General features: G+C 70.5%; 23 protein-coding genes. 14 read left to right on the top strand and 9 right to left on the bottom strand.

From position 1 onward, the window contains the following. Window positions 1-3: 3 nt before the first annotated feature. The 4 genes from atpD (at window position 4) to AAG827_RS10395 (ending at window position 3,589) form a co-directional block, all read left to right on the top strand. Window positions 4-1,461 (top strand): F0F1 ATP synthase subunit beta, encoded by a 1,458-nt coding sequence (gene atpD, locus AAG827_RS10410; RefSeq protein ID WP_341925882.1) that lies wholly within the window; start codon window positions 4-6, stop codon window positions 1,459-1,461. Further along, window positions 1,461-1,847, top strand: coding sequence for a F0F1 ATP synthase subunit epsilon (locus AAG827_RS10405; protein ID WP_341925881.1), 387 nt, complete (start codon window positions 1,461-1,463; stop codon window positions 1,845-1,847). Before atpD ends, AAG827_RS10405 begins: the two co-directional genes overlap by 1 nt. A gap of 126 nt (window positions 1,848-1,973) precedes the next feature. Next, window positions 1,974-2,414 carry a DUF2550 domain-containing protein gene (locus AAG827_RS10400; RefSeq protein WP_341925880.1) on the top strand — a complete coding sequence of 147 codons (441 nt, stop codon included), beginning with the start codon at window positions 1,974-1,976 and terminating at the stop codon, window positions 2,412-2,414. Continuing rightward, window positions 2,411-3,589 (top strand): MFS transporter, encoded by a 1,179-nt coding sequence (locus AAG827_RS10395; protein ID WP_341925879.1) that lies wholly within the window; start codon window positions 2,411-2,413, stop codon window positions 3,587-3,589. The genes AAG827_RS10400 and AAG827_RS10395 overlap by 4 nt, the downstream gene beginning before the upstream one ends. 14 nt (window positions 3,590-3,603) lie before the next feature. On the opposite strand, the gene AAG827_RS10390 is transcribed toward AAG827_RS10395, so the two are convergent. Beyond that, window positions 3,604-4,347, bottom strand: coding sequence for a hypothetical protein (locus tag AAG827_RS10390; RefSeq protein WP_341925878.1), 744 nt, complete (start codon window positions 4,345-4,347; stop codon window positions 3,604-3,606). Between the two features lie 2 nt (window positions 4,348-4,349). Further along, window positions 4,350-4,922 (bottom strand): cob(I)yrinic acid a,c-diamide adenosyltransferase, encoded by a 573-nt coding sequence (locus tag AAG827_RS10385; protein ID WP_341925902.1) that lies wholly within the window; start codon window positions 4,920-4,922, stop codon window positions 4,350-4,352. 19 nt (window positions 4,923-4,941) lie between these two features. Here AAG827_RS10385 and AAG827_RS10380 point away from each other — a divergent pair, with 19 nt between their 5' ends. The 5 genes from AAG827_RS10380 (at window position 4,942) to AAG827_RS10360 (ending at window position 8,820) form a co-directional block, all read left to right on the top strand. Further along, window positions 4,942-5,562: a hypothetical protein gene (locus AAG827_RS10380; RefSeq protein WP_341925877.1), complete on the top strand. Its 621-nt coding sequence runs from the start codon at window positions 4,942-4,944 to the stop codon at window positions 5,560-5,562. Between the two features lie 38 nt (window positions 5,563-5,600). Next, on the top strand, window positions 5,601-5,909 hold the full coding sequence (locus AAG827_RS10375; protein ID WP_341925876.1) for an STAS domain-containing protein: 309 nt from the start codon (window positions 5,601-5,603) through the stop codon (window positions 5,907-5,909). 97 nt (window positions 5,910-6,006) lie between these two features. After that, entirely contained in the window at window positions 6,007-8,004 is a 1,998-nt protein-coding gene (locus AAG827_RS10370) for a protein meaA (protein ID WP_341925875.1), read from the top strand. Between the two features lie 62 nt (window positions 8,005-8,066). Next, on the top strand, window positions 8,067-8,261 hold the full coding sequence (locus tag AAG827_RS10365) for a hypothetical protein (RefSeq protein WP_341925874.1): 195 nt from the start codon (window positions 8,067-8,069) through the stop codon (window positions 8,259-8,261). Between the two features lie 34 nt (window positions 8,262-8,295). Further along, window positions 8,296-8,820: a ferritin gene (locus AAG827_RS10360; protein WP_341925872.1), complete on the top strand. Its 525-nt coding sequence runs from the start codon at window positions 8,296-8,298 to the stop codon at window positions 8,818-8,820. 25 nt (window positions 8,821-8,845) lie between these two features. Here the strand turns inward: AAG827_RS10360 and AAG827_RS10355 are convergent, their stop codons facing one another. Next, window positions 8,846-9,388 carry a hypothetical protein gene (locus AAG827_RS10355; protein ID WP_341925871.1) on the bottom strand — a complete coding sequence of 181 codons (543 nt, stop codon included), beginning with the start codon at window positions 9,386-9,388 and terminating at the stop codon, window positions 8,846-8,848. Next, window positions 9,372-11,249: a right-handed parallel beta-helix repeat-containing protein gene (locus AAG827_RS10350; RefSeq protein ID WP_341925870.1), complete on the bottom strand. Its 1,878-nt coding sequence runs from the start codon at window positions 11,247-11,249 to the stop codon at window positions 9,372-9,374. The genes AAG827_RS10355 and AAG827_RS10350 overlap by 17 nt, the downstream gene beginning before the upstream one ends. Window positions 11,250-11,332: 83 nt before the next feature. Here AAG827_RS10350 and AAG827_RS10345 point away from each other — a divergent pair, with 83 nt between their 5' ends. Both AAG827_RS10345 and AAG827_RS10340 read left to right on the top strand, forming a co-directional pair. Further along, complete coding sequence (locus tag AAG827_RS10345; RefSeq protein ID WP_341925869.1) at window positions 11,333-12,217, top strand: FAD-dependent oxidoreductase; 885 nt, start codon at window positions 11,333-11,335, stop codon at window positions 12,215-12,217. Between the two features lie 46 nt (window positions 12,218-12,263). Further along, window positions 12,264-13,343 carry an ATP-binding protein gene (locus AAG827_RS10340; protein ID WP_341925868.1) on the top strand — a complete coding sequence of 360 codons (1,080 nt, stop codon included), beginning with the start codon at window positions 12,264-12,266 and terminating at the stop codon, window positions 13,341-13,343. A 12-nt stretch (window positions 13,344-13,355) separates the two neighbouring features. Here the strand turns inward: AAG827_RS10340 and AAG827_RS10335 are convergent, their stop codons facing one another. The 3 genes from AAG827_RS10335 to nucS form a co-directional block, all read right to left on the bottom strand. Continuing rightward, entirely contained in the window at window positions 13,356-13,889 is a 534-nt protein-coding gene (locus AAG827_RS10335; RefSeq protein WP_341925867.1) for a DUF952 domain-containing protein, read from the bottom strand. 37 nt (window positions 13,890-13,926) lie between these two features. Beyond that, window positions 13,927-14,268 carry a hypothetical protein gene (locus tag AAG827_RS10330; protein WP_341925866.1) on the bottom strand — a complete coding sequence of 114 codons (342 nt, stop codon included), beginning with the start codon at window positions 14,266-14,268 and terminating at the stop codon, window positions 13,927-13,929. A 73-nt stretch (window positions 14,269-14,341) separates the two neighbouring features. Then, window positions 14,342-15,019: an endonuclease NucS gene (gene nucS / locus AAG827_RS10325; RefSeq protein WP_341925865.1), complete on the bottom strand. Its 678-nt coding sequence runs from the start codon at window positions 15,017-15,019 to the stop codon at window positions 14,342-14,344. A gap of 59 nt (window positions 15,020-15,078) precedes the next feature. On the opposite strand from nucS, the gene AAG827_RS10320 reads away from it, so the two are divergent. Genes AAG827_RS10320 through AAG827_RS10310 form a run of 3 tightly spaced genes read left to right on the top strand, consistent with a single transcriptional unit; the run spans window position 15,079 to window position 19,023 of the window. After that, on the top strand, window positions 15,079-16,629 hold the full coding sequence (locus tag AAG827_RS10320; protein ID WP_341925864.1) for an alanine/glycine:cation symporter family protein: 1,551 nt from the start codon (window positions 15,079-15,081) through the stop codon (window positions 16,627-16,629). After that, on the top strand, window positions 16,524-17,177 hold the full coding sequence (locus tag AAG827_RS10315; RefSeq protein WP_341925863.1) for a GNAT family N-acetyltransferase: 654 nt from the start codon (window positions 16,524-16,526) through the stop codon (window positions 17,175-17,177). The genes AAG827_RS10320 and AAG827_RS10315 overlap by 106 nt, the downstream gene beginning before the upstream one ends. 43 nt (window positions 17,178-17,220) lie before the next feature. After that, the gene (locus AAG827_RS10310; protein WP_341925862.1) at window positions 17,221-19,023 is read left to right on the top strand and encodes a 3-hydroxybutyryl-CoA dehydrogenase; all 1,803 of its coding nucleotides are present in this window, start codon (window positions 17,221-17,223) and stop codon (window positions 19,021-19,023) included. 66 nt (window positions 19,024-19,089) lie between these two features. Here AAG827_RS10310 and AAG827_RS10305 read toward each other — a convergent pair whose 3' ends face one another. Further along, window positions 19,090-19,590, bottom strand: coding sequence for an SRPBCC family protein (locus AAG827_RS10305; protein WP_341925860.1), 501 nt, complete (start codon window positions 19,588-19,590; stop codon window positions 19,090-19,092). A gap of 140 nt (window positions 19,591-19,730) precedes the next feature. After that, window positions 19,731-21,337, bottom strand: a 1,607-nt coding sequence (locus AAG827_RS10300; RefSeq protein WP_341925859.1) for a S8 family serine peptidase, incomplete at its 5' end; no start/stop codon positions are given.

The raw sequence follows: 21,337 nt of genomic DNA, 5'->3' as shown, positions 1-21,337 counted from the left end.
GACATGACTGCACTGATCGAAGAGACCCAGAAGGGTTCGGGCTCCGCGAGCACCGGCCGCGTCGCCCGGGTGACCGGCCCCGTCGTCGACGTCGAGTTCCCCTCGGACTCGATGCCCGAGATGTACAACAAGCTGGAGGTCGACCTCGACCTCAACGGTGAGACCAAGACGCTGATCCTCGAGGTCGCGCTGCACATCGGCGACGGCATGGTCCGTGCCATCTCGATGCAGTCGACCGACGGGCTCGTGCGCGGCGCGACGGTGACCGACACCGGCGGTCCGATCACCGTCCCCGTGGGCGACATCACCAAGGGCCACGTGTTCAACGCGACCGGTGACGTGCTCAACCTCGAGGAGGGTGAGGTCTACGAGGTCAAGGAGCGGTGGGGCATCCACCGCAAGGCTCCGGCCTTCGACCAGCTCGAGTCGAAGACCACGATGTTCGAGACCGGCATCAAGGTCATCGACCTGCTGACGCCCTACGTCAACGGCGGGAAGATCGGCCTGTTCGGTGGCGCCGGGGTCGGCAAGACCGTGCTGATCCAGGAGATGATCGCCCGCGTCGCCAAGGACCACGGTGGTGTGTCGGTGTTCGCCGGTGTCGGCGAGCGCACCCGCGAGGGCAACGACCTCATCGAGGAGATGACCGACGCCGGCGTCATCGGCCAGACGGCCCTCGTCTTCGGTCAGATGGACGAGCCGCCGGGCACGCGTCTGCGCGTGGCCCTCTCGGCCCTGACGATGGCGGAGTACTTCCGCGACGTGCAGAACCAGGACGTGCTGCTCTTCATCGACAACATCTTCCGGTTCACCCAGGCCGGCTCCGAGGTCTCGACCCTGCTGGGTCGCATGCCCTCCGCCGTGGGCTACCAGCCCAACCTGGCGGACGAGATGGGTCAGCTCCAGGAGCGGATCACCTCGACGCGAGGCAACTCGATCACCTCGCTGCAAGCGATCTACGTCCCCGCCGACGACTACACCGACCCTGCGCCGGCCACGACGTTCGCCCACCTCGACGCGACCACCGAGCTCTCGCGAGAGATCGCCTCGCTCGGCATCTACCCCGCGGTGGACCCGCTGACGTCGACCTCGCGGATCCTCGACGCCCAGTACATCGGGCAGGAGCACTACGACTGCGCCATCCGGATCAAGCAGATCCTGCAGCGCAACAAGGAGCTCCAGGACATCATCGCCATCCTCGGTGTCGACGAGCTGTCCGAAGAGGACAAGATCATCGTCTCGCGTGCGCGTCGCATCCAGCGCTTCCTGTCGCAGAACACCTACGTCGCCAAGCAGTTCACCGGCCTCGAGGGCTCGACGGTGCCCGTCAAGGACACCATCGAGGCGTTCAACAAGATCGCCGACGGTGACTACGACCACGTGGCCGAGCAGGCCTTCTTCATGTGCGGCGGTCTCGACGACGTCGAGGCGAAGTGGGCCGAGATCCAGAAGAACCTCTGATGAGTGACCTGCAGGTAGAGCTCGTCGCCGCCGACCGGACCGTGTGGTCCGGCTCGGCGACGATGGTCATCGCCCGCACGGTCGAGGGTGACGTGGGTGTCCTGCGCGGGCACGCCCCGATGCTCTCGCTGCTCACCGAGGCCACCGTGGAGATCACCGAGGTCGACGGCCCCGTCGTCGTCGCGGCGGTCGACGCGGGCTTCCTGTCCGTGGCAGGCGACCGGGTCTCGATCCTGTCCGAGTACGCCGTGCTCGCCCAGGACATCGAGATCGACGAGGCTAGGGCCGAGCTCGACGCGGCCCACGGTCTGCCCACCAGCGACGAGCGCGAGCTGCGCATCCGTCGCGCCGAGGCCCGCATCCGCGCGGCCGAGAAGGTGTCCTGACGCAAGGACCCTCGCAGCACCGATCACCGGCACCTCTCGTCACCCCCGGCCCACCTGTGGGTCGGGGGTGACGTGTTCGTTAGGCTGAGCCGACCATCGGGCGCGACCGAGGGAGGGAGTGACCGGATGCCGTGGTGGCAGTGGCTGATCGACATCGCCGGCGTCCTCCTCCTGCTCGTCCTCAGCTATGGGCTCGCCCTGGTCATCAGGCGTCGAGCCCTCTCGCGTCACGGCGGCACTTTTGAGCTCAGCTATCGCGTGCGCTCCGACCGGGCCGGTCGGGGGTGGGTCCTGGGTCTGGGCCGCTACTCCGGACAGTCGCTCGAGTGGTTCCGCGTCTTCTCCGTGGCACCGGGTCCCCGTCAGATATGGGCGCGCGACGCGCTCAGCTATGACGGACGGCGCGAGGCCCTCGGGGCCGAGCAGATGTCGCTCTACCCCGACCACGTCGTCATCCACTGCCAGACCGCGTCGGGCGAGATCGAGCTCGCGATGAGCGAGGCCTCGTTGACCGGCTTCCAGTCCTGGCTCGAGGCTCGACCGCCCGGCACCGACTGGTCGCGATGACCCCCACGCTGCCGTCCTCCAAGCGATCGGTCGCGGCGGTCTTCGCGCTCAACGGCGTGCTGATGGCGTCGTTGATCTCACGGATCCCCTCGTTGCGCGAGCGCCTCGACCTCGACAACGGTGCCCTGGGGCTGCTGCTCCTCGCGATCGCGGCCGGCTCCGTGCTGGCGCTGCCGACGGCCGGTCGGCTCATCGCCCGCACCAGCGCCGCCGATGTCGTGCGTGCCGGGGCCGTCGTCTGCGCGGCCGGCCTGATCACCTGCGCGCTCGGTGCCTTCGCCGGGGGATCGGTGGCCGTCGCGGCCGTCGGGCTGTTCCTCTTCGGTGTCGGCAGCGGCCTGTGGGACGTCGCGATGAACGTCGAGGGTGCCGAGGTCGAGCGCCTGCTCGGGCGCACGATCATGCCGCGCTTCCACGCCGGCTGGTCCTTCGGCAACATCGGCGGTGCCGGTGTCGGGGTGGCGATGGCCGCCACCGGCGCCCCCGTCGTGGCCCACCTCACCGCGGTCTCCGTGCTGGCACTGGTGACCGTCCTGGTGGTGGTGCGCGACTTCCTCCCGGTGAGGCCCGAGGAGCACCACGAGGAGGGTCCGCCTCGCTCGGCCTGGACCGAGCCCCGGACGCTGGCCATCGGGCTGATGGTCCTGACCTTTGCGATCGCGGAGGGGTCGGCCAACGACTGGCTCTCGCTCGCGCTGATCGACGGCTACGACGCCCGCCACTGGGTCGGGGTCGGCGGCTACGCCGTGTTCGTCACCGCGATGAGCCTGGGGCGGCTCTTCGGACCGATCGCCCTGGACCGCCTCGGTCGTCGCGTGGTCCTGTGGATCTCGGCTGCCGCGGTCGCCTCGGGCACGTTGTTGACCGTGCTGGGGGAGCGGACTCCGCTGGTCGTGCTCGGCATCCTGGTCTGGGGTCTCGGGGCCGCACTCGGGTTCCCCGTCGGCATGAGTGCCGCAGCCGACGACCCGCGGCGCTCAGCGGCCCGGGTGAGCGTGGTGTCGACCGTCGGCTATGCGGCCTTCCTCACCGGACCGCCCCTGCTGGGCGCGCTCGGTGACCGGGTCGGGACCCTGGACGCGCTGCTGGTCGTCACGGTCCTGATGGTGCCCGCGGCCGTGGCCGTGCTGGCGGCGGCACCGGCTCCCGGCAGGGTGGACGTGCCGACGCGCTGAGCAGGTCGCTCGGCTCAGCCCCGGCCGAGCGCGTCCTGCACGCTCAGGACCAGCTCGGCGACGACCTGCACGTAGACGTCCGTCCGGTCCTGGTCGGCGAAGCCGGCGATGGGCACCGACAGGACGACGTGATCGACCTGGTCCTCGGACGGCCAGGGGGTGAGCTCCAGCTCCTCGCAGTCACGCACCTTGAGGTGCAGACCCACCTCGGCGATGCTCGTCCGGCGCCGATGGAACTCGGGGTCGGCCTCGAGGCGCAGGACCGCCTCCGTCCACGCCGGGTCGAGCGTCACGGAGTGGCCGTGCCGAGGGTCGTCGCCTGCCCAGTCCAGGACAGGGTCGAACGTCGATTCGATGTCGACCGGGAGGTCGAGGGTCTTCCACTCGAGGGTGATCCCGATCCGCGTCCCGGGAAGCGGAGAGTCCACCTCGTGCGGCATGCCGACGACGAGGAGGTTCTCGGCCTCGGCCCACGCCCACGCGTCCGGGACCAGGGGCGCGCCGGAGGCGAGCACGCGGTCGTGCTCGGCCCGCCCGGCGGCGATGACAGCCGCGGCGATCCACTCGGCGGTGTCGCCCCGGTGGGACGCCGGGACCTGGCAGCGCTCGAGGAGCCGCTCGACGTGCTCCTCGACCAGGTCCTGGAAAGCCTCGCCCTCGCCGTGGTCGTGCAGCACCCGGTCCAGGGCCGGGGTCGTGGTGTCGTCGGCGACGCCCCCCAGGGTCTCGACCAGCTCCCAGAAGCGATCCGGGGACATCCTCAGCGCTCGCCGCCCGGGACCCACAGCACGTCCCCGGCCTCACGGTTGGCGTGGCGGGCGAGGATGAAGAGCAGGTCGGAGAGCCGGTTGAGGTAGGTGATCGCCACCGCGCTCATCGTCTCCCCGTGCTGCTCGTAGGCCGCCCAGGCGGCCCGCTCGGCCCGTCGTACGACGGTGCGCGCGACGTGGAGGTGCGCGCCGCCGGGCGTGCCACCGTTGAGGATGAACGAGCGCAGGTTGGGCAGCGCCTCGTTGTAGTGGTCGCACCAGGCCTCGAGCCGGTCGACGTAGGCCTGCTCGATGCGCAGCGGCGGGAACTCCGGGTCGGGGACGACGGGGGTGCAGAAGTCGGCTCCCACGTCGAAGAGGTCGTTCTGCACGTGGGTGAGGACCTTGACCACGTCGTCGTCGAGCCCGCCGGTGGCGATGGCTACCCCGAGGTGCGCGTTGGCCTCGTCGACGTCGGCGTAGGCGTGCAGCCGCAGGTCGTTCTTGGTGGTGAGGCTCATGTCGCCCAGCCGCGTCTCGCCGGCGTCGCCGGTGCGGGTGTAGATCCTGGTGAGGTTGACCATGGGTGCGAGGGTAGCCAGCATGCGCCAACCTCGTGTCCTCGGCCTGCTGGTCGCCGTCCCGGCGCTCTCCCTGGCGGTGGCCGGGCTGTTCCACCCGCACAGCCTCGACGCCGACACCGCCCAACGGTGGTTCGGCCTGCACGTGGCCGGGCTGCTGGTCTTCCCGCTCGTGGGGGTGGCACTGGCCGCGCTGGTCCGCGGGCGTCGCGACCCGGTGGCCTGGGTGGTGCGGGTGGCGGCCTACGTCTATGCCACCTTCTACACCGCGCTCGACGTGGTCAGCGGGATGGCCGCGGGCTACGTCACCCGTGAGCTCGGGCCCGGCGTGCCGCGCCCCGACGAGGTGCGGCTGCTCTTCCGCATCGGCACGCCCATCGGGGAGGTGGGGTCGTGGGCGCTGCTGGTGTGCGTCGTGGTGCTCACGGTCGACCTGCTGGCGCGGCACCGGGTGGCCGCCCTCCCGGCCCTGCTGCTCGTCCCGGGAGCCTGGCTGGTGCACACCGACCACATCTTCTCGCCCCTCGGCGTGGCCGGGATGGCCCTGATCGGGGTGGGCTGCGGAGCCCTGGTTGCGACGCGCCCGGAATTGGTTGCGGTCGTGGTGCAACCTTCTGCGTATGACGAGCGTCATAGTGGGTAAGCAGCAAGAGATGGCTTCACTCGGGAGGACGGCAGATCATGGACATCACGACCAACGGCCCGGCACTCATGTTGAGCGGTGACTTCGACGTGCGCAGCACGTGGGAGGTCCGCAACGCGATCTACGCCCACCTGCGCGACCACGACTGCGACGTCGTCGTCGACCTGACCGACGTCTCCACGGTCGACCACACGGCCCTCAAGGTGCTGGCGATGGCGACCCGCAACGCCACCCGCGAGGGTCACCACCTCACGCTGCGCGGCTGCGGTCCGGCCGTGCGCCGGATGCTGCACATCTCGCGGCTGATCCGTGTCGTCGAGATCGAGCGGGAGCGCGTCCCCGCCTGACCGGGCCCACGTCGAGCGGCGCAGCGCGGCGGGCCATGTCGGATAAGCCACACCGAGACCCGTTACTTCTGGGTAGCCGACGTCCTACCCTCAGGGCATGACCGAGAAGGATCGCCCCTGGGTGATGCGCACGTACGCCGGCCACTCGACCGCTGTCGCGTCCAACGCGCTCTACCGCACCAACCTCGCCAAGGGGCAGACCGGTCTCTCGGTCGCCTTCGACCTGCCGACCCAGACCGGCTACGACCCCGACTCCCCGCTCGCGCGTGGCGAGGTCGGCAAGGTCGGCGTCCCGGTGCCGCACCTCGGGGAGATGCGCAAGCTCTTCGAGGACATCCCGCTCACCGAGATGAACACCTCGATGACGATCAACGCCACCGCCATGTGGCTGCTCGCGATGTACCAGGTCGCGGCCGAGGAGCAGAACCCCGACCTCACGCCCGAGGAGGTCGCGGGCAAGCTCGCCGGCACGACGCAGAACGACATCATCAAGGAGTACCTCTCGCGCGGGACCTACGTCTTCCCGCCGGAGCACTCGCTGCGCCTGATCGGCGACATGATCTCCTACACCGTCCACCAGATCCCCAAGTGGAACCCGATCAACATCTGCAGCTACCACCTGCAGGAGGCCGGCGCGACGCCGACGCAGGAGCTGGCCTACGCGCTGTGCACCGCGATCGCCGTCCTCGACCAGGTCAGGGCCTCGGGACAGGTCTCCGAGGACGACTTCGAGAAGGTCGTGGGCCGCATCTCCTTCTTCGTCAACGCCGGGGTCCGCTTCATCGAGGAGACGTGCAAGATGCGCGCCTTCGTCGAGCTGTGGGACGAGATCACCCGCGAGCGCTACGGCGTCCAGGACCCCAAGATGCGCCGTTTCCGCTATGGCGTGCAGGTCAACTCGCTCGGCCTGACCGAGGCGCAGCCGGAGAACAACGTGCAGCGCATCGTCCTGGAGATGCTCGGTGTCACGCTGTCCAAGAACGCCAGGGCGCGCGCCGTGCAGCTGCCCGCGTGGAACGAGGCGCTCGGCCTGCCGCGCCCCTGGGACCAGCAGTGGTCGCTGCGGCTGCAGCAGGTGCTGGCCTTCGAGTCCGACCTGCTGGAGTACGACGACATCTTCGAGGGCTCGGTCGTGATCGAGGCCAAGGTGCGCGAGCTGGTCGACGGCGCTCGCGCCGAGATCGACCGGGTGCAGGCGATGGGCGGTGCGATCGCGGCCGTCGAGTCCGGCTACATGAAGCAGGAGCTCGTCTCCGCGCACGCGGCCCGTCGTGGCCGCATCGAGAACGGCGACGAGAAGATCGTCGGCGTCAACATCTACGAGACCACCGAGCCGTCGCCGCTGACGGCCGACCTGGACGGCGCCATCATGGCCGCCGACCCGCAGGCCGAGCAGTCGGCGCTGACCTCGGTCGAGGAGTGGAAGGCCGCTCGCGACGAGTCCGCGGTCACCGCGGCGCTCGCGGCGCTCGCGGCCGCAGCCAAGACCACCGAGAACCTGATGGCCGCGACGCTGGTCGCCGCCCGCGCGGGTGCCACCACGGGGGAGTGGGCCGGCACGCTGCGCGAGGTCTTCGGTGAGTTCCGCGCGCCGACCGGCGTGAGCGGCGCGGTCGGTGTCGCCGAGGCAGGCGCCGAGCTGACCGCCGTACGCGAGAAGGTGCGCAGCACGGGCGAGGAGCTCGGTGGACGCCTGCGCCTGCTCGTGGGCAAGCCCGGCCTCGACGGTCACTCCAACGGGGCCGAGCAGGTCGCGGTGCGAGCCCGCGACGCCGGCTTCGAGGTGATCTACCAGGGCATCCGCCTCACGCCCGAGCAGATCGTGTCGGCCGCCGTGGCCGAGGACGTCCACTGCGTCGGCCTCTCGATCCTGTCGGGCTCGCACATGGAGCTCGTCCCAGCCGTCCTCGACGGTCTCCGCGAGGCGGGGCTGGCCGACGTGCCGGTCATCGTCGGCGGGATCATCCCCGACTCCGACGGGCGTCGGCTCAAGGAGCTGGGCGTCGCCGCGGTCTACACCCCCAAGGACTTCGGCCTCACCGAGATCATGGGCGGGATCGTCGACGTGATCCGGCGCGCCAACGACCTGGCCTGAGGCCCCTGGGACCTGCATCACTTTAGGTTAGGCATGCCTAAGGGGCCTGCTATGCTGCGGTCATGGGAAAGTCCAAGGGTGCGATGCGCAAGCTCCCCAAGACGGAGTGCTGCGTCTCCAAGTCGAAGTGCGGCCGTTGCCCGCTCCGGATGCTCAAGGAGGGCACGCTGCCCGACGGATACACCGTCAAGAAGCGCAAGCTCGTCCGTGTGGACGGCAAGAAGCTGACCAAGAAGAAGCTCGCCAAGGCCGCCTGACCCGGTCCCGCGACGACAACCAGGAGACCCCCCGGTGCCCGCACCCCGTTTTGCCGACCAGCTCAACACCCAGATCGGCAACGAGCTCGCCGCCCACAGCCAGTACCTCGCCTGCGCCGTCTACTACGACGCGCTGACGATGCCCCAGATGGCCGCGTTCTTCTACGGCCAGGCGCTCGAGGAGCGCGAGCACGCCATGATGATGGTGCAGTACCTCCTCGACACCGACGCCGACGTGGTCGTCCCGGGAGTCGAGGCCCCGGTCAACGGCTTCGACGACGTCGTCGCCCCGGTCGCCCTCGCGCTGGCCCAGGAGAAGCGGGTCACCGAGCAGATCAACGGTCTGCTGCGCATCGCGCGTGAGGAGAGCGACTTCGCCTCCGAGCAGTTCATGCAGTGGTTCATCAAGGAGCAGGTCGAGGAGGTCGCCACGATGAGCGACCTGCTGGCTGTCGTGACCCGCAACCGCGAGGACGTCGAGGACATCGAGGAGTACGTCGCGCGCGAGCAGAGCGCCGAGGGTGCCGACCCGACCGCGCCCCGCGTGGCCGGGGCCTGACCTCGTCCGGTCCCGTCCTGCCGCCTCAGCCCGGCGGCCGCGAGGTCGCCGTCGAGTTGGGGCAGAACGCCTCGCGGGGGGACCCGGTGTGGATCTCCTCGGGCAACGTGACCTCGACGACGTCCTCGAAGAGCCCGGCCTGACGGGTGCGCACCGCGATGGTGGTGACGAACGACCCGGCCCGCGACGACAGGGTCTCGCACCCGCCCATCGTCAGCGACAGCGTGACCTCCCCTGACTCACCCGCGCCGATCGAACGACGCGTCAGACCGGCCAGCCCGAAGAGGCGGGGATCGGCCTGCTCCGCGTCGAGCCCCAGGACCGTCACCGGGAAGCGCGAGTCGTTGTCGAGGAGGAAGGTGTAGCGCAGCGTCCCCCCGTCTGCGTAGCGGACCTGTCGGACCGTGCGATCGGCGACCTGGAAGACCGCGCTGGCCTCGGTCCCGGTCACCGAGACCGGCCCACCTGCTCCGAGCACCGGGGTGCTGCGGGCCAGCGCCACGGTCGCGCCGCCGGCCAGGAGGGCGAGGACGGCGACGCCGACCAGCGCACTACGCAGCGCGCGCACGACGACGACGTCCCAGTCCCAGCAGGAGGAGCAGGCCTCCCGCGGCGGCGAGCAGAGGAGCACCACCGGCGCTCGCGTCGACGGCCCGCGACGCGGCGGGCGCGGCGGCGGTGACCTCGCTCGTCGTACGGGCGGAGGGGCGCGACGGGCTGTCGAACCACTCGCAGCCCGGCGGGTGACGCAGGATCGGGTCGGCCCGGTCGTACTCGCTGCAGGTCAGGAAGCCGGCGTCCTTGACGGCCATGCCGGGCAGGAACAGCGAGCCACCGGCCGCGCAGCTGGCGGGCGGCAGGACGAAGTTGTCGTCCTGGCTCCCGTCGGCGTAGACGTTCCTCTCCCAGCAGTTGCCGACGCCCTGGTCGTCCCACCAGTGGTCCATGCCGTTCTCGAGGAGCCTGCCGTCGGGCGTCGAGCCCATGCGGTTGGCGAAGGTGTGGTTGTCGTTGGAGGTGTCGTAGAGCTTGCTCGGGTCCATCTCGTCGCGCAGCGGGGCAGGCACCCAGAACTGCATCGTGCCGACCCGCCAGTTGTCGTAGATCCAGTTGTGGTCGGTCGAGTTGGAGTTGCCGCCGGCGATCAGCACACCCGTGCCGACCGGGGTGGGCACGACGGGGCACACGGCGCCCTGGAGGTAGCCGCGCTCGGGCATCGGCCGGTCGCAGACGCCCTGGTCGACGTAGTCGGTGTACCAGTTGGTGTTGTTGCGGAAGATCTCGTTGTTGTTCCAGCGGGCGTGGTCCTGCGGCAGGCCGGGGTGACCGGGGAAGAGCGAGTCCGTGGCGATACCCGTGGCGTTGTCGTAGAACTTGTTGTGGTGCGCCCACACCGAGTTGCCGGCGGTGCCGGAGTAGCCGAGCGTGTTGTGGTGGCTGCGGTTGTTGCGGATCTCGATGGCGTAGCGCGTGACCTCGAAGTTCGGGTTGTCGGCGTTGAGGTCGGAGGCGGAGCCGGGGTAGATGCCGGAGTCGCCGTTGTAGTAGGCGTCGGAGCGCTGGATCAGGCCGTGGTCGCTGGCGAAGGCGAGGATGCCGTACTCGTCGTTGCCCCGGGTGCGCAGCCGATCCAGCACGAACCCGTCGGTCTCGAGGACGTAGATGGCGTTGAACTCCGCCTGTTGCAGCGTCATGTTGGTGACGTAGGCACCGCCCGCTCGGTCGAGACGGATGGCGTTGAGCTTCTGGAAGTCGTTGTCGATGACCACGTCGGACATGCGTCGACCCGTGCCGACGATCTGGGTGCCGCAGAACTCGCTGTCGCAGGCGATCGAGCCGTTGCCGGGGGTCTGGTCCCCGAAGACCGAGATCAGGTTGAGGTTGGCGAAGCAACGCCGTTGGTCGGCGTAGGAGAGCGCGATCGGGTCGCTCTCGTCGGCGGCCGCGGCCTGGCCGTCGGGTGCCGGCGTGCCGGGGGAGGAGATGGAGCCGATGTACTCGGAGCTGAGCAGGGGCCGGTCCGACTGCGTGCCGAGGTGGGAGCAGTAGTCGCTGCGCGCCCGCTGGCCCCACTTGCGCTCCTCGTAGACGCCGGGGAGGACGTAGACGGAGGTGCGTTGCCGCGTGATCGAGCGGACGGCGTCCTGGATGGAGGAGAAGCGGCACTGGGGCAGCAGCCGCAGGTTGCGCTGCTTGGCCGCACCGGCGGGCATGGCCCGGATGCGGCGGGCGCTCTCGGCCCCCTTGCACACGACGCGCTTGCGCGGGTTGTCGTAGCCCAGGAACGCCGGGCGGGCGCCGTTGCCCTTCGGGAAGACGGCCGGCCGCTCCTCGTGGGCGCCGGCGGTGCCGGCGTCGAGGGTGAGGGCGGTGCCGACCAGGGCGGGGACGACCAGGAGGGTCAGGAGGAGTCGCACGATCCGGGACATGGGGGACCTTTCGTCGTGGCCCCAACGACGGGGGTGTGACCTGGGTTACGCCGACCTCCCCGCCGATGGGGGAGACTCGGGCCATGAGCCGCGTGATCGTCGTGGGGGCCGGGGTGGTCGGCCTGTCGTGCGCCGTGCGCCTGCTCGAGGCCGGGCACCGCGTCGACGTCGTGGCGCGCGACCTGCCCCGGGAGACGACCTCGGCGGTCGCCGCAGCGATCTGGTACCCCTACCGCGCCCTGCCGCAGGACCGCGTCACCGCCTGGTCCGCCACGACGTACGACGAGCTGGCGGCCTTGGCGGTCGACGCACCGGAGTCAGGGGTGCGGATGGTCCCGGGCACCGAGGTGGTCCCGGCCGCGACCCCCGACCCGTGGTGGACCTCGGCGGTGCCCACGCTGTCGCGCGTGGAGCGGGGCTGGAGCTTCGTGGCACCGGTCGTGGAGATGCCGGTCTACCTCGGGTGGCTCGCGGGCCGGGTCGAGGCGCTGGGTGGCACGCTGACGCGGCTCAACCTGCGGGTCCTGCCCGACGGGGGAGACCTGGTGGTCAACTGCTCCGGGATCGGGTCGCGGCTGCTGGCGGCCGACCACGGGGTGACCCCCGTGCGCGGTCAGGTGCTCTACGTCGACCAGATGGGCCTGGACCGGTGGTGGCTCGACGGCGCAGGGCCGACCTACGTGGTGCCCCGCGAGCACGACATCGTCGTCGGCGGCACCGCCGAGGAGGGTGACTGGAGCCGCACCCCGTCGGCGCAGACGGCTGCCGCCATCCTGGAGCGGGCGAGCGACCTCGTGCCCGAGCTGGCGCTCGCCCGGGTGCGCGGGCACAAGGTCGGGCTGCGGCCCGCCCGGCCCGTCGTGCGGCTGGAGCGCGAGGGGCGGGTCGTCCACTGCTACGGCCACGGTGGCTCCGGGGTGACGCTCAGCTGGGGCTGCGCCGCCGAGGTGGCCGCCCTCGCCTCCTGAGGGTGTTGCGAGGACGGGCCCGGTCGACCGGCAGTAGTCTCAGGACGTGCAGGAGACCCGACTGGATGCTGCGCTGCTCGGGAGGTTGCTGGACGCGGCACCCGACGCCACGGTCGTGGTCGACGAGAGCGCGACGATCGTCCTGGTCAACGCCCAGGTCACCAACGTCCTCGGCTGGTCGGAGGACGAGCTGATCGGGCAGCAGGTCGAGGTCCTCGTGCCCGACCGCCTCCGCCACGACCACCAGCATCGGCGCACGGGATTCCTGGCCGCGCCGGAGGTGCGGCCCATGGGCGTCGGCAGGGAGCTCTTCGCCCGTCACAAGGACGGCCGTGAGCTGCCGGTCGAGATCTCGCTCTCACCGCTGATGACCGACGCCGGCGTGCTGGTGTCGGCCTCGGTCCGTGACATCTCCCCCCGGCTGCGCAGCCAGGAGGAGAGCAACCGGATGCGCGAGGACATCATCGCGACCGTGTCCCACGAGCTGCGCACCCCGCTGACCTCGATCATCGGCTATGCCGAGCTGCTCGAGGACCTGGAGGAGGACCAGCTCGGGCCGCGGGCGCGCCAGATCGTGTCGGTGATCCAGCGCAACGCGGCGCGCGAGCTGCGCCTGGTCGACGACCTGCTCACCCTCGCCTTCCTCGACGACGAGCGGCACCAGCTCACCCTGACCCCGGTCGACCTCGTCGAGGTGGCGCGCCGCGTGCTGGTCGACCGCGGGCCCCTGGCCGCCGGGGCCCAGCTGGAGGTGCGCTTCGAGGCCGAGCAGGTCCTGCCGGTGCAGGGCGACTTCCTGCGGCTGGTGCAGGTCACCGAGAACCTCCTCGGCAACGCGTTGAAGTTCTCCGAGCCCGGCGGCACCGTCACGCTGCGCGTCGGTGACGCGGGCGCGATGGCGCTGCTCGAGGTCACCGACACCGGCCGTGGCATCTCGCCCGAGGAGATGCCGCACCTCTTCAAGCGGCTCTACCGCGGGCCGGACGCGGTCGTCGCGCAGACGCCCGGTGCCGGGCTGGGCCTGCCCATCGCGCAGACGATCGTGCAGGCCCACGGCGGCCGGATCGACGTCACCAGCGAGGTCGGCGTCGGCACGTCGTTCCTGGTCTACCTGCCCTACGCCTGAGCCGACGACGGGTCAGCGGCGTCGGTGGACCACCACGGCCGCGCCGACACCAGCCACGAGCCCGACGAGCAGCCCGACGGAGGCCCCGAGATCGGGCTCGACGGCCGAGCCGACGAGGGCGCCGAGCACCGCGATGCCCATGACGACCAGGGCCAGCACCACTCGTCGTACGACCTCGGCGAGGAAGACCTGGGAGAACGTCGCCCCCCCGCCGTCCGGTGCGACAGGGCGGCCGTCGAGGGGGATGACATTGATGACCGCGTCGGGGGAGAGCGGGCCGTAGACGTGGGGAAACGTCTCGGCGCTGTCGGCGACGGGCTCCTCGACCACGGGCACGGTGAGGCGGTCGGTCTCGACGACCAGGAGGACGAGGGGCTCGGTGACATCGGCGTAGAAGCGGTCGCGCACGCCCTGCCACTGGTCGCCGCGACTGGCGTGCAGGAAGCCCTCCTCGGCGAGGGTGCGCCCGATCGTGGAGGTCGTGTAGGACCCCGAGACCCGGGCGGCCTCCCAGTCGGCCAGGGTCGCGATGTGGAAGATCCGCATCAGAGCGGGCGGTCCGGAGCCGCCTGGACTGCGCAGGTCACGAGGGCTCGGGAAGGCGACGGACGAGCTCGGCGAGCGTCGCGTCGATCCGGTCGAAGCGGCCGGTGTGGTCGGTGAGGGTGCTCTCGACCCTGGAGAGGCGGCCGGTGTGGTCGGTGAGGGTGCTCTCGACCCTGGAGAGGTGGCCGGTGTGGTCGGTGAGGGTCCTCTCGACCCTGGAGAGACGGCCGGTGTGGTCGGTGAGGGTGGTCTTGACGGCGGCGAGCCGTGTGGTGTGCTCGTCCTGCGTCGTCCGGACCTCGGTGACCAGCTCGTAGAGCGACTCCGTGTCGTTCTCGAGTCGGGTCACGCGGCGGCTCATGCCCGGATCGGTCGTCATGGGTGTCACCGTAGGCCGGTTGCTCGCACGCCGCCACTGCGCCCAGGGCGGCTGTGGACAGCGGCCCGGATGCTCAGAACAGGCGGTGCGAGGGGTCGTCGAGCCCGCGCAGGGCGTCGTAGTCGACGACCGCGCAGGCGATGCCGCGATCCATGGCGAGCACCCGCGCCTGGGGCTTGATCTCCTGGGCGGCGAAGATGCCGTGGACGGGGGCGAGCAGCGGGTCGCGGTTGAGCAGCTCGAGGTAGCGGGTGAGCTGCTCGACGCCGTCGATGTCGCCGCGCCGCTTGATCTCGACCGCCACGCTGGAGCCGGCGGCGTCGCGGCACATCAGGTCGACCGGACCGATGGCGGTGGGGAACTCGCGGCGCACGAGGGTCAGTCCGTCGGACAGCGTGGCGGGGTGCTCGGCGAGCAGCTCCTGGAGGTGCTTCTCCACGCCGTCCTTCTGCAGGCCCGGGTCGACCCCGAGGTCGTGGGAGGAGTCGCTGATGATCTCCTCGAGCAGGATCCGCAGGGTGTCGTCGGTCTTGGGGTTGGTCACGGTCCACTCGACCTGGCCGTCCTCCGTGGTGCCCTCGCGCAGCGTGCACGGCGGCGACATCCAGTTGAGCGGCTTGTAGGAGCCACCGTCGGAGTGCACGAGCACCGAGCTGTCGGCCTTGATCATCAGCACCCGGGTCGCCAGGGGCAGGTGGGCGGTCAGCCGGCCGGCGTAGTCGATCTGGCAGCGGGCGATGACGATTCTCACGGCACCAGAACCTACCTGCCCGTTGCACGGAGGCCGATCTTCGGGTTGTCTAGTCCGCCATGACGGACACGACGATCAGCGCAGCGGAGCAGGCCGAGAGCTGGGAGTGGCTGTCGTCGGCCGAGGAGGCGATCAACGGGGCCTTCGAGCCGGTCGCTGCGGCCGTCGCCGGCGTCATCTTCTTCGCGCCGGTGGTCGGCGGGGTCGAGATCCCGCTCATCGTCTTCTGGTTGGTGGCCGCCGCCGCGGTCTTCACCGTCTACTTCCGCGGCATCCAGCTCACCGGGATCCGCACCTCGATCGCCCTCGTGCGCGGGAGGTACTCCCGCGACAGCGACCCGGGGGAGGTCACCCACTTCCAGGCCCTCTCGTCGGCCGTCTCCGGCACCGTGGGTCTCGGCAACATCGCCGGTGTCGGCGTCGCCGTCACGATCGGTGGGCCCGGAGCGACCTTCTGGATGATCGTGGCCGGGCTGCTCGGGATGTGCACGAAGTTCGTCGAGTGCACGCTCGGGGTGAAGTACCGCGAGATCCACGAGGACGGATCTGTCACCGGCGGCCCGTTCCGCTACCTCCCGATCGCCTTCGAGCGGTTCGGCGCCGGGGTCTCGAAGGCGCTCGTCATGGTCTTCGCTGTGGCGCTGCTGCTCTTCGGGGCGGTGGGCGGCAACATGTTCCAGGCCAACCAGACCTTCGCCCAGGCCCGCGAGGTGACCGGCGGGGAGGACGGCTTCCTGGGCTCTGACGGGTCGGCGCTCGTCTTCGGGCTGCTGCTGGCCTTCCTCGTCGGCGCCGTCATCCTCGGCGGGATCACCTCCATCGCCAAGGTCACCTCCAAGCTCGTGCCCACCATGGCGATCCTCTACCTCGGCACCTGCGCGCTGGTGATCGCGGGCAACATCGGCAACGTGCCGGGCGCCTTCGGCGCGATCATCTCCGGCGCCTTCAACCCCGAGGGCGTGGCCGGTGGCGCGATCGGGGTGCTGATCATCGGCTTCCAGCGCGCGGCGTTCTCCAACGAGGCAGGCGTCGGCTCGGCCCCGATCGCCCATGCCGCCGTCAAGACGAAGCACCCGGTCAGCGAAGGGTTCGTGGCCCTGCTAGAGCCCTTCATCGACACCGTGGTGGTCTGCACGATGACCGCTCTCACGATCGTCATCGCCGACACCACCTTCTACAACGACGCCCAGGCCACGGTGGCCGGCGGGGGCGACGCCCCCGACGGAGTGGTCGTGACCTCACGTGCTTTCGAGACGTTCCTCCCGCAGTTCCCGGTGGTCCTCGCGATCGCCGTGGCGCTCTTCGCCTTCTCGACCCTCATCACCTGGGCCTACTACTCGATGAAGGCATGGACGACGATCTTCGGTCGCTCGGTGCGCAGCGAGCTGGTCTTCAAGCTGGCCTTCTGTCTCTGCACCGTCATCGGCTCGGTCATGACCTTCACCTCCGTCCTGAGCTTCGCCGACTCGATGCTCTTCGTCTGTGCGATCGTCAACCTGCTCGCGTGCTACCTGCTGCTGCCGAAGGTGCGCGAGGAGCTGCGCAGCTTCCGCGCCGGCATGAGGAGCGGCGAGATCGTCGAGGTGCCGGTCGAGGAGCGTGCGCACTGAGCGGCGCCGGCGACGTCCCGCGCCACGCCCGCGCCGCCGACCTGCGGCCCATCGCTGCGATCGAGGACAGCGGGGTCGCGCTCTTCGAGCAGGCCTTCGGCGACCTGACCGGCGACGCGCTCGCCTCGCCCGCCGAGCGCGGTCGCGACCGCATCGACCAGCCGGGCTTCCTGTTGGTCGTCGGGGAGGTGGGGGAGCCGGTGGGCTTCGCCCACGTCGTGTACGCCGAGGGGCTGGCGCACCTGGCCCAGCTCTCGGTGCTGCCGGGCCGGGCGCGCGAGGGGCTGGGCAGTGCACTGGTGCGCGCCGCGATGGCGGAGGCGTGGCGGGACGGCTTCGGCTCGCTGTCGCTCACGACCTACCGCGACGTGGCCTGGAACGGCCCGTTCTACGCCCGCCTGGGCTTCGTGGAGGTCGGCGAGGACGAGCGGTTCCTGCGGCGTCAGCGCGACGTGGAACGGGCCCTGGGCCTCGACCGGCACGGTCCCCGGGTGGTCATGCGGGCCCGTCTGGGACGACCGACCCGGCGCCAAGTTACCGGTGAGTGAACTAACACTCCCGACTTCTGCGGGCCGTGGAATGATGCCCGCCATGACGAGCACGCCTGAGACATCTGCCCGCACCTTCCGCACGATCGGCGTCGTCGGTCTCGGCACGATGGGTGCCGGCATCGCCGAGGTCTTCGCGCGCAACGGCTTCGCCGTCGTGGGCGTCGAGCTCAACGACGAGGGCGTGGCTCGCGGTCGCCAGCACCTGGAGAACTCCACGGGCCGGGCGGTGAAGCGCGAGAAGCTCACGGAGGCCGAGCAGGCCGAGCTCCTGGGGCGCATCACGTTCACCACGGAGCTGAAGGACCTCGCCGAGGCCGACCTCGTGGTCGAGGCCGTCGTGGAGTCCGTCGAGACCAAGAAGTCGATCTTCAAGGAGCTCGACGCGATCGTCGCCCCCGACGCCATCCTCGCGACCAACACCTCTTCGCTGTCGGTCACCGAGATCTCGACGGCCAACTCCTCGCCGGGTCGCGTCATCGGCGTGCACTTCTTCAACCCCGCGCCCGTGCAGAACCTCGTCGAGATCATCAAGACCGTCGTGACCGAGCCCGCCGTGCTCGACGACGTCAAGGGCCTGGTCGAGCAGGTCGGCAAGAGCCCCGTCGTCTGTGGCGACAAGGCCGGCTTCATCGCCAACACGCTGCTCTTCGGCTACCTCAACCACGCCGCCTCCATGTTCGAGGGCAAGTACGCCTCGCGCGAGGACATCGACGCCGCCATGCGCTTCGGCTGCGGCTACCCGATGGGCCCGCTGGCGCTGCTCGACCTGATCGGTCTCGACACGGCCTACGAGATCCTGGAGACGATGTACCGCCAGGGTCGCGACCGTCTCCACGCGCCCACCCCGATCCTCAAGCAGATGGTGACCGCGGGCCTGCTCGGTCGCAAGACCGGCCGCGGCTTCTACACCTACGAGGGCCCGGACACCTCGGCCGTCGTCGCGGACGACAAGACCCCCTCGGCCGACGAGAAGCCCGAGCTCAAGCACGAGATCAAGCAGGTCGGCGTCGTCGGCACCGGCACGATGGCCAGCGGCATCGTCGAGGTCTTCGCCAAGGCCGGCTACGACGTGCTCTTCGTCGGCCGCAGCTCCGACAAGGTCGCCGGGGTCACCGCCGCGATCACGAAGAACTTCGACAAGCAGATCCAGCGTGGTCGGGCGACCGAGGAGGCCAAGACCGAGGTGCTGGCCCGCGTCAGCGGCACCACCTCGCTCGACGACCTGGCGTCCGTGGACATCGTCGTCGAGGCGATCGCCGAGGACCTCGCGATCAAGACCACCCTCTTCGAGAACCTGGACGAGATCTGCAAGCCCGGCGCGATCCTGGCGACCACCACGTCGAGCCTGCCGATCATCGCGATGGCCAAGGTGACCAAGCGTCCCCAGGACGTCATCGGCATGCACTTCTTCAACCCGGCGACGATCATGATGCTGGTCGAGGTCGTCTCGACCGTCTCCACCTCCGAGGACGTCACCGAGACCACCCAGGCGCTGTGCGCCAAGATCGGCAAGGTCGCGGTCTCCTGCGGCGACCGGGCCGGCTTCATCGTCAACGCCCTGCTGTTCCCCTACCTCAACGACGCGGTCAAGATGCTCGAGGCCCACTACGCGAGCGCCGACGACATCGACCTGGCGATGAAGCAGGGCTGCGCGCTGCCGATGGGACCCTTCGAGCTCCTCGACGTGGTCGGCAACGACGTGTCCCTGGCGATCCAGCGCGAGCTCTACCTGGAGTTCCGCGAGCCCGGCTTCGCACCGGCGCCGCTGCTCGAGCACCTCGTCACCGCCGGCTACCTCGGTCGCAAGACCAAGCGGGGCTTCCGGGACTACAGCACGCGCTGACCTGAGCGAGCGCCAGGGAGGGCTCGGCCGCTCTCACGCCGGTCGGCTCGACCCGCTCCTGGGCCCTCAGCCGCGCGGGTAGCCGCGGCGCACGGTGCGGTCGAGAATGCCGAGGGTGCCGCGCAGGGCACCCTCGGAGATGACCGGGAAGATCCCGGCGTCGCGCCACTCCGGGGCGATGTCGGACCAGTCGTAGACCGACGTCACCAGCGTGCCCGCAGGCTCGTCGTCGGTGGCCTCGGCAGGCTCGAGGCAGTAGCCGTAGACGTGGCCGATCTGGGGCCGCACCCGCCCGAGGATGGTCCAGGAGATGAGCCGGTCAAACTCGAAGTCGCGGATCGTGACCGTGACGTCGTAGCGGCCCATCTCCGGGAAGTCGCACAGCGCCTCCCGGTCCATGTGGACGGTGAAGGAGTCGCCGGCGTTGCCCACGGGCTCGCCGGTGCAGTCCTGGAGCATCCCGGAGGAGTCGATCGCCACGTGGCCATGCGGGTCGCACAGCAGCGCGAAGACGTCCGCGGCAGGGGCGGCGATGCGGCGGGTGCTCTCGAGGCGGGTGTCGGTCACGAGCGCGATCATCCCAGCCTGGGCTGATGGTCGCGCGGAGGACGACCCTCGCGGGCGCCGAGCGGACGATCACCACCCCATGAGGCGATCATCCGCTCGGCATCCTCGCTGCCTGGCCTAACGCGTCAGCCGGGCCGGGGTTACGCCCGCCGGCGCAGCTGGGCCACCTGCAGGAAGACGACCCGGCCGTTGACCGAGTCGCTGTCCACCGTGTCGGGGTCGGAGGCGGCGTAGTCGCCGGTGACCTCGACGGTGTAGCGGCCCGGCGTCAGGCCCCTGACGAGGGCAGTCGCGATGCCGGTGGCGTAGAGGACGTCGGTGCTGGTCGTGCCCACGACCTTGCCCGCGGCGTCGCGTACCGTGCCGGTGAAGCTGGCCAGGTTGGCGGCCGTGCCGGGCGTCGGGTAGACGAGCGCGACCTTGATGGCCGTGGAGCCCTGGGCCAGGGTCACCGTGCGGGTCCGGGTGTAGGAGCCGCCGAGGGAGAGAGCCGGCGCCGCCTCCTGCCACAGGTCGGAGCGCGTCACCGCCCAGGAGTCCTGGGCCAGGAGCCGGGCGGTGGCCCGACGCTGCGCGGCGGCCAGCCGGGACTTCCAGTCAGGGGAGCGCACGAGCGCGACCGCTCGGTCGAGGTTGACGTGGCCGTAGCCGACCTGCGACGAGGACAGGCGCTTGCCATCGGCGAGCATCGGGGTGGCAGTCGCGGTGAGAGCCTGCTGGACCTGAGCGACGCTCAGGCGTGGCTTGGCCTGGGTCAGCACCGCGGCGGCCCCGGCGACGTGCGGCGAGGCCATCGACGTGCCGGACGCAGTCGCGTTGCCGCCCTGCGGGCAGGGACCGATGACCGAGCCGGTGCTGTCGCAGGTGGAGGAGATGTCGACGCCGGGTGCCGACACGTCGGGCTGCGTGTTGCCCACGCGGTCGCCGAAGAAGACGGTGTGGCCGCCGCGGCCGATCGGGGCCGCGCGGCCGTTGTCGAGGGCCAGGCCGTTGGAGGAGAAGCTGCCGCGCTCGCGCTCCAGGTCGCTCGCCGCGACCGAGAGCACCCAGGGAGCCTGGTTGAAGGGGCTCACGCTGGCCTCGCCGTCCTCCGAGCCGGAGTTGCCGGCGGCGAAGACCACGACGGCACCGCGCTTCGCGACCGCCTTGGTGGCGACGTTGACTGGGTCCCGCGGGTCGAACTGGCGGAACGAGTTGCCCCAGGAGTTGTTGACCACGTCGATGCCCAGCATCCCGGGCTGGTCGAGCATGTAGTCGAAGGCGGTGACCACTGCGGTCGTCGTGATGACCGCACCTATGGCGAAGCAGGCGAGCTCGGCGTCGGGCGCGACGCCGAGGTGCTCGGGACCGGACGTGCCGTCGGCGGCGATGATGCCGGCGACGTGCGTGCCGTGGCCGCTGCCGAGGTCGGTGTTGCTGTAAGGGCCCTTGTCGAGCGGGGCGACGATCGTGGGGCTGGTGCCGGCGTTGACGTACTCCGGGCTGACCAGGACCACGTTGGTCGTGACGTGGTCCGCGAGGTCGGGGTGGGTCCCGTCGCAGCCGGAGTCGACGACGCCCACCGTGACGCCCCTGCCGGTCAGGCCCTTCGCGCGCAGCGCTCGGGCAGTCTCGGGGGAGGACGAGACGACGTCGGAGGACGCGGTGTCGAGGTAGTCCAGCTCCTCGTCGGGGTAGACGTCGAGGCCGATCCCGCTGGACACCGCGCTCACCAGCTGCGGCACGGTGCCGGCGACCAGGGCGAGCG

This window comes from Nocardioides psychrotolerans (assembly GCF_943371775.1).
GTDB classification, from domain to species: Bacteria; Actinomycetota; Actinomycetes; order Propionibacteriales; family Nocardioidaceae; genus Nocardioides; species Nocardioides psychrotolerans_A.
Note: the sequence above shows the minus strand (reverse complement) of the source record. Positions and strands in the feature narration are given on the sequence as shown.